14 protein-coding genes are annotated in these 14,478 nt (G+C 41.7%); 8 read left to right on the forward strand and 6 right to left on the reverse strand.

Translation table 11 applies throughout. The features are described 5' to 3' along the window. The first annotated feature begins 1 nt into the window (after position 1). Together AC1W6K_RS00455 and AC1W6K_RS00460 are read left to right on the forward strand one after the other, a co-directional pair. Positions 2–1,501 carry a sodium:solute symporter family protein gene (locus AC1W6K_RS00455; RefSeq protein WP_481946024.1) on the forward strand — a complete coding sequence of 500 codons (1,500 nt, stop codon included), beginning with the start codon at positions 2–4 and terminating at the stop codon, positions 1,499–1,501. Next, positions 1,498–2,385, forward strand: a complete 888-nt coding sequence (locus AC1W6K_RS00460; RefSeq protein ID WP_481719065.1) for a dihydrodipicolinate synthase family protein — start codon at positions 1,498–1,500, stop codon at positions 2,383–2,385. The genes AC1W6K_RS00455 and AC1W6K_RS00460 overlap by 4 nt, the downstream gene beginning before the upstream one ends. Positions 2,386–2,472: 87 nt before the next feature. Here the strand turns inward: AC1W6K_RS00460 and AC1W6K_RS00465 are convergent, their stop codons facing one another. Genes AC1W6K_RS00465 through AC1W6K_RS00475 form a run of 3 tightly spaced genes read right to left on the reverse strand, consistent with a single transcriptional unit; the run spans position 2,473 to position 4,439 of the window. Continuing rightward, positions 2,473–2,925, reverse strand: a complete 453-nt coding sequence (locus tag AC1W6K_RS00465; RefSeq protein ID WP_481719064.1) for a DUF1569 domain-containing protein — start codon at positions 2,923–2,925, stop codon at positions 2,473–2,475. Then, complete coding sequence (locus AC1W6K_RS00470; RefSeq protein ID WP_481946025.1) at positions 2,922–3,557, reverse strand: hypothetical protein; 636 nt, start codon at positions 3,555–3,557, stop codon at positions 2,922–2,924. The genes AC1W6K_RS00465 and AC1W6K_RS00470 overlap by 4 nt, the downstream gene beginning before the upstream one ends. 21 nt (positions 3,558–3,578) lie before the next feature. Then, a complete protein-coding gene (locus tag AC1W6K_RS00475) occupies positions 3,579–4,439 on the reverse strand; it encodes a bile acid:sodium symporter family protein (protein WP_481946026.1) in 861 nt (286 codons plus the stop codon). A 39-nt stretch (positions 4,440–4,478) separates the two neighbouring features. Here AC1W6K_RS00475 and AC1W6K_RS00480 point away from each other — a divergent pair, with 39 nt between their 5' ends. Next, complete coding sequence (locus tag AC1W6K_RS00480; protein ID WP_481946027.1) at positions 4,479–5,360, forward strand: 1-acyl-sn-glycerol-3-phosphate acyltransferase; 882 nt, start codon at positions 4,479–4,481, stop codon at positions 5,358–5,360. A 144-nt stretch (positions 5,361–5,504) separates the two neighbouring features. Continuing rightward, on the forward strand, positions 5,505–6,608 hold the full coding sequence (glf, locus tag AC1W6K_RS00485) for a UDP-galactopyranose mutase (RefSeq protein WP_481719060.1): 1,104 nt from the start codon (positions 5,505–5,507) through the stop codon (positions 6,606–6,608). Between the two features lie 53 nt (positions 6,609–6,661). On the opposite strand, the gene AC1W6K_RS00490 is transcribed toward glf, so the two are convergent. Further along, positions 6,662–7,459, reverse strand: coding sequence for an SDR family NAD(P)-dependent oxidoreductase (locus AC1W6K_RS00490; protein WP_481946028.1), 798 nt, complete (start codon positions 7,457–7,459; stop codon positions 6,662–6,664). After that, on the reverse strand, positions 7,459–7,839 hold the full coding sequence (locus AC1W6K_RS00495; protein WP_481946029.1) for a hypothetical protein: 381 nt from the start codon (positions 7,837–7,839) through the stop codon (positions 7,459–7,461). Before AC1W6K_RS00495 ends, AC1W6K_RS00490 begins: the two co-directional genes overlap by 1 nt. A 269-nt stretch (positions 7,840–8,108) precedes the next feature. Here AC1W6K_RS00495 and AC1W6K_RS00500 point away from each other — a divergent pair, with 269 nt between their 5' ends. The 4 genes from AC1W6K_RS00500 (at position 8,109) to AC1W6K_RS00515 (ending at position 13,784) form a co-directional block, all read left to right on the forward strand. Then, the gene (locus AC1W6K_RS00500) at positions 8,109–9,317 is read left to right on the forward strand and encodes a multidrug effflux MFS transporter (protein ID WP_481946030.1); all 1,209 of its coding nucleotides are present in this window, start codon (positions 8,109–8,111) and stop codon (positions 9,315–9,317) included. Between the two features lie 145 nt (positions 9,318–9,462). Further along, positions 9,463–11,106, forward strand: coding sequence for an ATP-binding cassette domain-containing protein (locus AC1W6K_RS00505; protein ID WP_481946031.1), 1,644 nt, complete (start codon positions 9,463–9,465; stop codon positions 11,104–11,106). Beyond that, positions 11,093–12,406, forward strand: a complete 1,314-nt coding sequence (locus tag AC1W6K_RS00510; protein WP_481946032.1) for an HlyD family secretion protein — start codon at positions 11,093–11,095, stop codon at positions 12,404–12,406. The genes AC1W6K_RS00505 and AC1W6K_RS00510 overlap by 14 nt, the downstream gene beginning before the upstream one ends. Further along, the gene (locus tag AC1W6K_RS00515) at positions 12,396–13,784 is read left to right on the forward strand and encodes a TolC family protein (protein WP_481946033.1); all 1,389 of its coding nucleotides are present in this window, start codon (positions 12,396–12,398) and stop codon (positions 13,782–13,784) included. The genes AC1W6K_RS00510 and AC1W6K_RS00515 overlap by 11 nt, the downstream gene beginning before the upstream one ends. On the opposite strand, the gene AC1W6K_RS00520 is transcribed toward AC1W6K_RS00515, so the two are convergent. Next, positions 13,781–14,356 carry a sterol desaturase family protein gene (locus AC1W6K_RS00520; protein WP_481946034.1) on the reverse strand — a complete coding sequence of 192 codons (576 nt, stop codon included), beginning with the start codon at positions 14,354–14,356 and terminating at the stop codon, positions 13,781–13,783. The two genes, AC1W6K_RS00515 and AC1W6K_RS00520, sit on opposite strands and share 4 nt — an antisense overlap. Between the last annotated feature and the right edge of the window lie 122 nt (positions 14,357–14,478).

A 14,478-nucleotide genomic window follows, 5' to 3' on the forward strand; every position in this document is an offset into this window, starting at 1 on the left:
TATGTCAAATCTGGACCTAGCCATTATCGGAATTTACCTCCTCAGCATGATTGGGGTGGGGGTTTACTTCTCTCGGAAAAATAAAAGTTCGGAACAATTTACAACGGCATCTGGGAAAATTCCTGGCTGGGCGCTTGGATTAAGCTTTTATGCCACATTTTTGAGTGCGATTACCTTCTTGGGGGATCCGGGAAAGTCATTTGGAAGCAATTGGAATCCCTTCGTTTTTAGTCTTTCTATTCCTTTTGCGGCACTTGTAGCCACTAAACTTTTCGTTCCTTTTTACCGAAATGGAGAAGCGATCAGCGCCTATTCACACTTGGAAGAGCGCTTTGGGGCTTGGGCGCGTACGTATGCCATGGTTTGTTTTATTATGACCCAATTGGCCCGAATGGGGACTATTTTTTACGGATTAGCGCTGACGATTAATGCGTTGACGGGTATTCAAATGGAGGGAATTATTCTTGTTTCTGGCTTTGTGATCATCTGTTACACGGTATTGGGGGGAATGGAGGCTGTCATTTGGACGGAGGTAATTCAGGCTATTTTAAAAACATTGGGGGCGCTTTTGATTCTAGTCATCATTACGAGTCAAATCGGCTTTTCCGATGTACTTACAATTGGGCAGCGTGATGCCAAATTTAGTTTAGGTAGCTTTTCCCCAGATTTGACCACGAGTTCATTTTGGGTCATTTTGAGTTATGGGTTTTTTATTAATTTAACCAATTTTGGGATTGACCAAAACTACATTCAACGGTACCATACGGCAAAAAATACACAGGATGCCGCCAAAAGTATTTGGCTTTGCGTGCTTTATTACTTACCTGTTTCCTTTTTATTTTTCTTTATAGGAACGGCCCTTTATGCCTATTATGACTTAAATCCAACCCTTATTTTAGAGTTAAAAAAGCAGGTCGCTTTGGAAAGAAACATGGGCGTAGAGGCGTTGAAGGCCACTGATTATGCGGATCAGGTATTGCCTTTCTTCATGAAAACACAAATTCCCAAAGGTCTGCTTGGTCTTTTGCTAGCTGCGCTTTTATCGGCAGGAATGAGCACGATGAGCTCGGGCATGAATAGTTCGGCCACGGTGTTTTTGAAAGACATTTACTTACGGTATGTACAGCCCGATTTGGCGCCACAAAAACAATTGCGTGTATTACTTATTTCCACGGTGGTCATGGGCTGTTTAGGGATTGTATTTGGTATTTGCATGATTGGAGTAAAAAGCCTGTTAGACGTTTGGTGGAAACTATCGGGCATATTCGCAGGAGGCATGTTGGGTATATTTTTACTTGGTTTTTTAGCGAAACATGTATCGAACATGGCGGCAAAAATCGCGGCGATCGGCGGTGTTGTCGTGATCGCTTGGATGTCGTTTAAGGATTTGTTGCCTGCCAACTACCAAAGTCCGCTTGACGCCAAATTAACTGTAGTTGTAGGGACATTAACGATTGTAGGACTGGGACTTTTTGCACAATTTTTCATGAAAAAAAGATGAGAATACCGAATGGATTTATACCCGTAATGTTAACGCCATTTACCCCTGAGATGGCATTAGATATGCCTGGATTACGCCTATTAACTGAATTTTACCTTGAGCAAGGCGCGGTGGGGCTTTTTGCAAATTGCTTATCGAGTGAGATGTATGAACTAAGTTCAGCAGAACGCTTGTTGGTGATCGACACTGTTGTCAAGCAAGTGGCAGGCCGCGTACCCGTTGTCGCGACGGGAACTTTAGGCGGCAGTATCGAGGAAATGGCTGATTTTTCAAAGCAAGTATATGCGCTTGGGGTTGATGCCGTGATCATTTTAAATAATCAGTTTGCGTCTGCTGAGGAGTCAGATACGGAATTTTTGGCGCGCGTCCATGCCTGGTTAGACTTAACTCCGGGCATTCCGTTTGGTATGTATGAATGTCCTGTTCCCTATAAACGATTGATAAGTTTACCGGTTTTGGAGGATTTATTGTTGACCGGCCGACTATGCTATCACAAGGATACGTCGCTTTCACTCACCGATGTTCAAGCGAAAATTAATGCGGGGAAAGGGCATGTTTTTGGGGTATATGACGCGTACATTGAACATGCGATAGCCTCGTTACAGGCAGGTTCAATGGGGCTTTCTTGCATTCAGGGCAACTATTTCCCAGATCTCATTGTTGAATTGTGTCGGACACCTGAGCAGGGACAACACATTCAAAAATTTATGTGTAAACATATGCAGCTGATGCATGATGTGTATCCTACAAGTGCGAAATATGTATTGGCGAAAATGGGATTTCCAATCGGATTAGAAACTCGTAGAGATGTGGGGAAATTAACCCCAGAATTATGCGTGGCATTAGATAAATTAATTGAAGAACGCAAAAATCTATTGGATTGATAGACTTTTATTTTTACTTTAAACCGATATTTAGTTTGTTGATGAAGTATAGTTCAAAAAACGCTGTCTGAAATTCGGATAGCGTTTTTATTTTTTCAGTAGGTCTCGAGCGATTTTCAGGTGATGTTCTGTGTGAATCACCAAAAACTGGATGGTTTTCCTTTGATTTAAATCACCAAACATGGGGTGTGAGAAAAACTGATTTTTCTCTACGCTCATCAGGTTAATTATCGCAATACTTGCTCGTTCAAGCGCTTCCTTTAAATCCATGTCTTGCGCTGGTTCAACGACTTTGGGGGCTTTCACTTTCCCGCGAGGAATGCGCTTTGTTAAAAATATGACCCATTTAATAAATGTTTGCTTTGGTCGGTAAAGTGCAGGATCTGATATCGCAACGGCGGAAATGACTTGATTGATCACTAAGATATTGTGAGCAAGATGCCAGCCGACGGAGCCATTCGAAACAGCCAAATTTTCTACATGGGCATCTGGAATCATGGATTCCATTTCAGCGAGTTGTTGGGCGAGTTGTTGGATCATAAGCGCATTTGAAGAAATAAACCGTGATTTGATTTTTCGGATTTTAGTGGGCCATAAGCATCGAAGTTGGAGCCTAGGCCAACAGTATATTTATCAAACGTTAGGCCAGCGCGAAGCGTGACGCCACTACGCGCGTGAACTCCACGTTCAATGTCGCGAACAAATAACCCTTGAAGACGCGTATAAAAGCGTAGTTTATCGGATAATTTGGGTTTGAATTCGGCAAGAGCAACCGTTTCAATGGCTGGTCCAGGTTTAAAATTATAGGTGGGGAAAATGACAATTAAATAATCCGGACTGGCCTTCAGAAACTGAAAGCCGACGGTTGGCACAAGCCCTAATTTATAATGCCATTGTAATCCTGATGCGGCAGAAAACCCTTTTCCGAGGCCGTAGGTGATCGAATTGTTAATTACCATCTCCGTTTCGGACGGCGTATTTTGATAGTCGGCCGCTCCCACCGTCACATTGAAAAAATTGAATTTCCCGGCCGCGTCGATAGGCCGATTGATGATAATGAGTAGGTTGGCGCGGTTATTGCCGGCCATCACTTCAACTGGCAAAGGGGCCTTTTGGCCTAAAGCAGGATATAACAAGCAGGTGCAAGCAATTAATATTAAGAAATTTTTCATGGCCACAAAAATACAAAAAGGTTAATTGACAATTCTCTTTTGCGACCAAAATGCAAAAATCGCCGCTGTAATAAACATGATAAGGCTATACATGACGGCGGGAATGGTCATGGTTCCATTGTGCAAAATGCTGAGTGCGATGTAAATCGCGAGTGAGCCGTTGTGAATTCCCACTTCCATGGAGATGGCGACGGCTTGTTTTGGTGGGAGCTTGAAAAGGCGTGGGATACCGTAGCCGATTCCAAGACAGCCTAGGTTAAAGAGTAGTGCGGCACCTCCAACAATCCCAAAATCTTCCCATAAATGATCAATTTCTTTGAGGCCAGCTAAGATAATAAGGAGCGCCAAAAACGCTCCAGAAGCCATTTTTACATACTTTTCAGCTTGCAGTGCCTTTGCTGGGAAATAGAATTTTAGGATCATTCCAATCGCAATAGGAGTCACGATGAGAATAAAAACTTCAAGTAATTTTTGGAATTGCAGAGGTACGTAAGTGTCAGCTTGCATGAAATAGGCCATCGAAAAATTGACGATTACCCCGATGGAAATGATGGATAAAAGACTATTGAGTGCGGTAAGTGAGACGTTTAGTGCCACGTCGCCATTAGCCATGTGGCTATAAAGATTCGCGGATGGCCCACCGGGTGCAGCGGCTAACAGCATGAGACCTACGGCGAGTTCAGGGGGAAGGTTTGTTATAAGGGCAATGCCAAAACAGAACGCAGGTAGGATGATCATTTGGGTAATTAGGCCAACGATCATCGCTTTGGGATAATTAAAAATCCGTTTAAAATCGGCTAAAGTCAGCGACAGACCTAGGCCAACCATAATAATAGCGATAGCTAGGGGTAAAAGGACAAGGGATAGAAAACTTGCTTGCATGCGGAAAATTTTGAACCTTGCTGGAAAATAAGTTAAAATTTGATTGCTATCCTAAAATTCGTGGCGCGTCTTGCTTTGTGGATTTTCTGTCCGCGGGTTCGGATTGAGGGTGCGGAGTTGATGGCGGCGCGGGGACCTCTGCTGATCGTAGCTAATCATCCTGATTCGTTTCTAGATGCTGTGATTTTAGGTGCATATTATCCGCGGAAGCTTCATTTTCTGGCCCGCGGGGATGTGTTTCGAAAACCGTTATTTGGATTTTTATTACGGTCGATGGGGATGATTCCGATTCATCGGGCTCGTGAGGGCCGCGAGCATTTACATTTAAATGAAGGTACGTTTCAGGAATCGGTCGAAGTGCTTAGTCGGGGAGATGGGCTGTTGATTTTTATCGAAGGGATCTGTTTATTAACCCATGAAATCCAACCCTTCAAAAAAGGAGCTACTCGTATATTGGAGTCGGCTCAAGCCACGGGCATTCAGCCCATGGTGCATGTGGTGGGATTGGGATATTCGAATTTTAGGTCATTTGGAAAAGTGATTCATGTGGCGATTGAGTCTTTTTCGGAGGAAGCGATTTTTGATCATGCGCGGCATCGGTTGGATTTTAATGCGGCCGTGCGGGAGCAAATGGTTCGTTTGGTTCGCGTGCCTGATGAGGTAGTGGTACTTCGAAAAGGGCTGTTTTACTACCTAAACCTACCTTTATTTCGTTTGGTCAGTAATTATGTTTGGAGTCGTACGGCGGGTACCGTTTTTTATGATTCGGTGCTATTCGGGGTTTTGTTGGTTACGTATCCCATATATTTGGTTGCGCTTTCAGCTCTTTTTCATGGGCTATTTTCCATCCCGATAGTCATGACTATGCTGGCACTTCCGGTGGGGTTTCGTTTGACTGGGATTAGAGTGGTTAAAAAATAATCAATAAACGCATGAAATAGGTTTGCGTATAGAGCACATTCCCCCTTACCTTTGCCAAACCTTGGAGGATTGGCAAAGGTAGGAAAAGATGGGTTCGTTGAAATGCGAAAATTAGCTAATTTTGACATTGAATAATTGAACAACATGACTAAAAAGTATGATTTCCTGATTGTGGGCGCTGGATTTTTTGGCAGTATTTGTGCCCGCGAATTAACGAATCAAGGATATTCATGTTTGGTCATCGAGAAGCGCGAACACATTGGCGGTAATTGCTACACCGAAAAACGGGACGACATTAACTTACATGTATATGGTGCGCATATTTTCCACACGTCAAATGAGCGCGTTTGGAAATGGATTAATCAATACGCGACTTTTAATCATTACACGAATCGGCCAATTGCGAATTACAAAGGGGAATTATTTGCCTTGCCGTTTAACATGTGGACGTTTAACCAACTTTGGCAAGTAAACACGCCGGAAGAGGCCCAAAAAATCATCGCCGAACAAGGAAAAGATATTGTAGATCCACAGAATTTAGAAGAACAAGCCATCAAATTAGTAGGTAAAGACATCTACGAAAAATTGATCAAAGGCTATACAGCCAAACAATGGATAAAGGATCCAAAAGAACTTCCAAAAGAGATCATAAAACGTCTTCCTGTTCGTTTTACCTTTGACACAAACTATTTCAACGATCGATTTCAGGGAATTCCAGAAGGTGGATATACGCAGATCTTTGAGAAATTACTAGATGGAATTGAGGTGCGCTTGAATGTGGATTATTTAGCGGATAAGGAAGCATTTAACACACTGGCAAATAAAGTAATTTATACAGGCCCAATTGATTCATATTTCGACTATCAGCACGGGGAATTAGAGTACAAGACCACGCGTTTTGATCATGTTAAAAAGGAATATCCCAATCACCAAGGTGTTGCGGTTATGAATTATACAGATGCCGAGGTTCCATATACACGCATTATTGAGCACAAACATTTTGAGTTTAATGAGACTGAAAAAACCTGGATTAGTTACGAATATCCAGAGCCGTATCAAGCGGGAAAAACGGAGCCGTACTATCCGGTGAATGATGCCGTAAACAATGAGTTATTTAGTAAATATCAAGCATTAGCCGCTGCAGAATCGCAGGTGTATTTCGGTGGGAGACTTGGTGAATATAAGTATTACGATATGCACCAAATCATCGAGCGTGCATTAACGATGGTGGAGACTTTTACCCCTTAGTTTTCACTACCTTTGCCAATCCTCCAAGGTTTGGCAAAGGTAAGGGGGAAAGCCTACCCAAGCAAGGCCTTCATTTTTTTGCGAATGAAATTCGTGGCAAATTCAGGGGCGATTCGGCATAAAATATCCATGAATTTCGAGTCAGACCCCACAAAAACATGAAACTGATTATTTTCCATACCCGCTAAAATAATCCGTGCGGCATCCGTTGCAGGCAAGGCCACCATCGCTGAGGAACCCGGAGAAGAAGGACCCTCAACCCCAGAATTACCCGTAATATTCGTCGCAATCGCACCAGGAAAGACAACCGTAACCCGAACGGAAGTCTCTTTCAGTTCCGCATATAATCCTTCTGAAAATAACTTGATAGCGGCTTTGGAGGCACCGTAGATGCTTTGGCCGGGAACGGGCAGAAAACCACCCATACTAGAAATATTTACGATATGCGCCTCAGGGCGAACTAATAAATGTGGTAGAAATGCCTTTACCACCGCCACACTCCCATAAAAGTTAACATCCATCAGGCGCTCAATCGCGTCAAAACTTAACTCATTCACCCGCACAAAAGGCTGAATGATCCCGGCATTATTGATAATTCCATCCACATGCCCAAAATGAGCAATCACCTGATCTGGTAAAGCAAGCACAGCAGCTCGATTGCTAATGTCCGCTTCCAGCGTTAAAAAATTAGCGTCATCCGCCGAACAAATTTGTTTTGTCTCCAGCAGCTGAGGCAAGTGTATGTCCAATGCAGCAACTTTAGCCCCTTTGGCGATGAGCTGGTGCGCCATTTCGCGCCCCAGCCCACTGCCTGCTCCTGTGAGCAAAAATACTTTTCCGGCGATTTGCATTATTCTTTCACGCGCATCCCCTTCGCCTCAAACATACCCATCAAAGAGCCTTTCAAGTTGTCAGAATCAACTTTCGTCAACTCTAAATTCACATCGTACCCTTGAATTGTGAAATAAACAACAACTTTATCCTTGTCATCTTCCACTTTCGCAATTTGAATAGGCTCTGCTGCAGTATCACCAACAATCTTTAAGACACCCGTTAACGCGCCATCTTTACGAACCAAATCCGCGGAAAAAGTAGCATCACCATTTGGGGTGCCTAAAACTAGAAACTTCCATTTCCCAGCGAAAAAATCAGTTGGATCTGGAAGCTTAGCAAACGATGTTGCAGAACACAATGACATTAAAACAAACACAAACGCAACTAACTTTTTCATTTCATTAAAATTTAAGGGTTTATACTAAAAGCAAATATAGAAACATTATTAATATTGTCTAATCTTGATACAATATGAATTGGCCAAAAAGGACTTCATGCTTGAGCTTTGGCAAACCTGACAGGTTTGCCAAAGCTAAGGAGAAAAAAGATCCTTTGAACCTAAAAAACTGATAAATACCCAATCAAATTTATCCATCCACTTTAAAGCAAGTACGCATATTCCCAAACATTGGGCGTACCTTTGCGCTTTCAAAAATTCCCCCCAACATGCTTACTTCTGCGAACCGCACGAAAATTATCTTAATACTTGGCATACTTTCGGCGATCGGGCCATTGTCCATCGACATGTATTTACCTGCTTTCAAAAATATTGCACACGCCTTAAACTGTTCACAAGAGGAAATGGGCTACACCCTTTCCAGTTTCTTTTTTGGAATTTGTATGGGCCAATTAATTAGTGGCCCCTTACTGGACCATTTTGGCCGAAAAAATGTCTTATACATCGGGCTTTCAATCTACGTAGTAAGCTCCATTGCCTGTGCATTTGCCCCCTCTGTGGAAGCATTAACCATCTTTCGCTTATTTCAAGCCTTGGGCGGTAGCGTGGGAATGGTTGCCCCAAACGCCGTCATTCGGGAAACCTTTGAGGAAAAAGAACGACCAAAAATCATGTCTTTCATGATCTTAATTTTAGGGGTTTCGCCCATTCTTGCTCCCTCACTTGGAAGTTTATTATTGACATTAGCCAGCTGGAAAGCTATTTTTCTTGTTTTGGCAGGAATCCTATTAGTCATCATATTCTTAATCAAGTCATGGCTTCCAGAGAAAATTAATCACGAGAAAAAAGGGGCATTCAAAATAACGACCATTGCCAAAGCATATCGCGCACTTTTTAAAGAAAAAGAATACCTGATTTTCGCTTTTACCGGCGCAATTGGCGCAGGAAGTATTTTTACTTATGTTGGAGGGGCGCCGTTGACATTTTTAAACTACTATGGAGTCAGTGAATCGAAGTTTGGATTATTATTTGCGATTGTGGCATCGGGGATTATTTCGGCGAGCCAACTGAACCGCGTAGTTCTTAAAAAGTACACAAGTTTACAGGTGTTACGCGTTACATTGCCTACGCAATTGGCCTTGGGACTCTTATTGTCGATTTTAGCCAAATTCGAATTGCTGAACTTGGAGCTCAACATATTCCTATTGTTTTTAATTATGGGTTGCCAAGGATTCAATTTTCCAAACGTAGCCACATTGGCATTACGCCCATTTCACCGGGGTGCAGGTACGGCATCAGCTATGCTAGGATCCATTCAAATGGCCTGGGGAGCGGTGTGCTCGGTAGTCGTTGGGTTGTTATTTGACGGGACACCTTTCACCATGTCAATCATCATTTTTAGCTGCGCAGTTATAGCGAATACCATCCTGTTTGGCCTAGGAAATAAAATCATTTTGACACCAAATACACATGCGTGAAAACCAGCGATGTAACTACCCTCAAATTTAACTCAAAATGGTCCAAAAACATATAAGGATTATAAAAAAAATTTATGATTCATAAGTAGCTATATAACGTCTATTACGTAAAGTATTTTTAATTTTGTACTTCAACAATTAAAAAATGGCACCATCCAATCCGTTAAAACGAATTGCCCAACTTGTCAAATTGCATAAAAAAGAAGTCGTTTCTATCTACCTCTTCTCCATGCTCAGTGGTCTAATCAATTTAAGTTTACCCTTGGGCGTTCAAACGATCATTGGTTTAGTGATGGGTGCGACGATGGTCAGCTCCATTTATGTACTTATTTTCCTCGTTGTCTTGGGCGTATTTTTGGTAGGTATTTTACAAATCAACCAGATGAAAATCATTGAGACGATTCAGCAGCGCGTCTTCACAAGTTATGCCTACACATTTGCTGACACGATACCTCGCATGGACTTAAAGAAAATGGACCACTATTTCATACCCGAAAAAGTGAACCGATTTTTCGATACGGTAAATATCCAAAAAGGATTTGCCAAGTTACTTCTCGACATACCTATTGCCACTGTTCAAATCGTATTCGGAATTTTACTTCTTTCCCTATACCACCCGCTCTTCATTTTATTAGGTATTTTCCTTATTACACTTCTCCTTCTTATTTTTAATTTTAGTAGTAATAAAGGGATTTCAACTAGTATTGAAGAATCAAATTACAAATACGAGGTAGTTGGCTTTTTTAACGAAATGGGCCGTACGTTAAAATCATTTAAATTTAGTCAAGGAACTCATCTGAACTTGGAAAAAACAAACGTTCACACCCGAGGATATTTGAACGCACGTACGCAACATTTTCACGTGCTATTATTTCAATACAAAACATTGATTTTTTTCAAAGTAAGTTTGACACTTCTGATGTTAACGTTGGGGACATTTTTATTGGTCGAACAACAGTTAAACATTGGGGAATTTATTGCCGCTGAAATCGTCATCTTAATCGTGATTGGGGCTGTCGAAAAACTAATTACTAGTTTAGATAGTGCATACGACGTGATCACCGGACTAGAAAAAATTGCTAGCGTAACCGAAAGCCCCTTGGAGCAATCCGGAACGATGGAACTGGGCGTCGACAAAGGATTAGATGTGCAGTTGGCCGACTTCTCTTTTTCATTTGACTCAAGTAAAAAAATACTTGATTCCATAACACTTCGATTTACGCCAGGCCAAAAAGTAAGTATTTTTGGCCCTGAAGGTTCCGGCAAATCCATGCTACTCCGCATATTGACTGGAAATTACCAAGATTTTGAAGGCAGCTTTCAAATCAATCACTTCCCCATACAAAATTACTCCTTACAAAGCCTTCGCAAATACACAGGTATTTTACTTCACGGACAGGAAATATTCGGTGGGAGTCTGTGGGAAAATATTAGCTTAGGGAAAAAGGAAATTACAAGTGAAGTGATTCTCCAAAAAGCAAATGAACTTGGATTTGATGATTTATTAACTCATTTTCCTTTGGGTTTCAACACACTCATGGAGCCCATCGGGAAGAAAACGCCACAAACCATTATTCGCAAAATTCTCTTACTTCGTGCACTTTGCGGAAATAAAAAACTACTACTACTAGAAGAGCCTTGGGCAGGTTTAGAGCCAAGCAACAAAGAGATAATTAAAAAATACCTTTTGAATTTACCTGCTGATACGACCGTGATTGTCGTTTCAGATGATGCCGATTTTAATAAATTGACAGACCAACAAATTAACATGACCCATGGAAAAGTTTAACTCGTTTGACCACATCTACCAAGAAGAGAAAGGCACGGCAGTTAAACCTTGGTTATACACCTTGCTTTTTCTTAGTCTTGCGCTTATATTTTTACCTTGGACTCAGAACATTCGTAGCAGAGGAAATATTACAAGCCTTTTTCAAGAACAAAAACCTCAAAAAATTTATAGCCCAATCGCCGGGAAAATTTCTAGGTGGTGGGTCAAAGAGGGGGACACTGTTCGGGCTGGAGATACCCTTGCCAAAATCACGGAGATTAAGGGCGAGTACCTTGACCCTAATTTGATTGCACGTACACAAGACCAATTGAATGCCAAAGTGGGATCCCTCAGCTACTATGAACAAAAGATTTTAGCCACCGATGCCCAGATTAAAAACCTGAAACGTTCATTGACCCTGAAACAAGAGCAGGTAGGAAACAAAATAAAGCAGCTCCAACAAAAAATTACGGGAGAGCGGGCCGAATTAGAGGCGGCTAAAAATGACTATGCTTTAGCCAAAGACCAATTTGACCGAAACCAGAAAATGTACCGGGAAGGCTTGATTTCGCAGACGCAATTCCAACAAAGAAATGTGGCCATGCAAAATGCCCTGGCGAAAAATACAACGGCGGAGAATAAGGTAAATCAAACCTTGCAAGATATAGCAAACGCACAAATTGAGTTAGGGGGTATTGACCAAGAATACCGCGAAAAAATCAATAAGGCAGAGAGCGAACGGTTTCAAAGTTTAGGACAGGTGGAAACCAACAAAGGAGATGTGGCCAAACTAAAGAATTTGGTAACCAATTATACCATTCGAAATGGCATGTATTTCATCATCGCACCGCAAGCCGGTCAGATTATACAGGCAACAAAATTCGGACTTGGTGAAATTATTAAAGAAGGAGAAGACCTATTGACGATTGTTCCAAACGTTAATAATGTTGCGGCGGAAATTTTCGTCCGTCCCGTAGATTTACCCCTCATCGTACGCGGGGAAGAAGTCCGTTTAATTTTCGATGGTTATCCCGTAATTTTATTTGCTGGAGGCTGGCCTAATCAAAGCTTTGGAACCTTCCCCGGCAGAATTCGCGCAGTGGAAAATACCATCAATGAGCAAGGACTGTTTCGCGTCATTGTGGAAGAGGACCCGCAAGGAAAAAGATGGCCCAAGCAACTTCGAATCGGTGCGGGCGCTCAAGGAATTGCCCTACTAAACGACGTGCCTGTTTGGTATGAATTGTGGCGAAATATTAATGGATTCCCTGCCGATTACTACCGTGGCAAAACAGCAAAAAAGGAAAAGAATGAAAAATAAAGTCTTGCTTTTTCTGCTGGTTTTCAACGTCAGTTTTGGCCAACAAAAAACGCTGAGCTCGACGGATTATTGGCAAATTGTTCAAAATTTCCACCCCATTGTCAAGCAAACTTTGATTGAAATTAAACAATCGAATGCCTCGCTGACGATTGCACGTGGCGCTTTTGACCCTATATTGGAACATTACAGCACACAAAAAACGTTGGATGGCAAAAATTACATTGAATATCACGCGCCATCCCTAAGTATCCCTACCTGGTACGGCATCGAGTTCAATGCAGGTATAGAAAATATCAGAGGTTCGCGGCTTGATGAAAGCCAAACTATGGGCCAGACGAGTTACCTCGGTGTTCAAATTCCGTTAGCTAAAAACCTGCTCATGGATAAGCGACGAGCTGTACTTCAGCAGGCTAAAATTATGCAAAAAATGGCAATTCAAGATCAGCGTAGCGAACTGAACAAATTACTGTTAGATGCCATGGAAAGTTACATCTCTTGGGTGAGGAACTACCAAGCTTTTCTATTAGTAAAGGCTAATTACCAAAATGCAATCAATCGATTGGAGTTCGTAAAAAAGAGTGTCGAATTTGGAGATAGACCCGCAATTGATACCCTAGAGGCGCTAACACAAAAACAGACTTTTGAAAATATGTTGACCACAAAGGTCTTAGAAGTTGCCAATGCCCGCATCGGCCTGTCTGCTTACCTTTGGAATGCAAATAATAATCCCGTTGACCTAGCCGAAGATGTAATCCCAACACCAAACGATGAAGTTCGCTTACTTACCAATGCCGACCTTAATCTGCAAAGTCTCATTGAAAAAGCCATGCAAAATCACCCGGAACTTAATAATTACCGAAATAAATTAGATGTATTGGGGATTGAAAAAAGGTTAAAATTTCAAAGCTTATTGCCTAAACTAGACCTAAGCTATAACCATTTGTCACGAGGTGGCCCATCACTTTTGGGAGCTGCCTTCTTAGAGAATAATTATAAATACGGCGTTAAGTTTGAAATCCCCCTTCGGCTTTCCGAAGGTCGCGGTGCGTATCAAGCGGCCAAGTTAAAACTCGAAAATGAGCAACTTAATTTGAATCAAAAACAGGTTCAAGTTGAGATCAAAATCCGAAATTACTTCAATGAATTCGAAGCCTTACAAAAACAAATTAGAACACAGGAATCTGCTTACAAAAATTTTCAATCGCTTGTAAAGGCTGAGGAACTACGATTTGATAATGGAGAGTCTTCGTTGTTTTTAATCAATAGTCGGGAAATGAAATCCCTAGAAGCAGCAGAAAAGTTGGTGGACCTAAAAGCCTACCTACAAAAAACCACCTTTGCCATGCAGGCGAGTGCGGGTATCTTATATGAAAACTAGATTTTTCGGTTTTTGACCTGATCAAAAGCCGCATCATAGTCAGTTCGTATCGTTCCCATCACACGGTCCCAAAACAAGGTATATAAACCGTAATTCCCCTTAAAATATTTGTGGTGCTGATTGTGTGCCACGGCTGTATTTACCCACCGACCGATCTGCGTTGTATTAAATCCTTTGGGATATAATTCCCAACCCATGTGTCCATAAATATTGTAGATAATGGAAAAAAGGAAAAAGATTGGCACATGTGTAACATGCATGGGTAAGGTGAAATAAAACAAAATGATAATCCCATTTTCCAGAATCGCTTCCAAAGGGTGAAAGGCATACGCCGCCCACGGCGAGGGATTCGTAGATTTATGATGCACTAAATGAAACCATTTGAATAATACAGGATGGTGCATCATTCGATGAATCCAATAAAAATAGGTGTCATGTATCACAAACATGATTGGGAAAGCGAGTAGATAATAAGCCAATCCGTATTCAGCAATTTCTCGGTAAATCGTGGTATAAGGCCTTACGGAAGGATTGAAAACGATCGCTGTCACAATCAAAGAAAAAATGATCATACTCGAGAGCGAGTATATCATTTCGCGGAGATAATCTGTGTTTTTAGGAAAAGAGACTTGAATTTTTTTGGCTGCTATTCGATTTCGCAAGAAAAAATAACATAGGATAAATATGATGCCTG

This window comes from Aquirufa sp., from assembly GCF_964796385.1.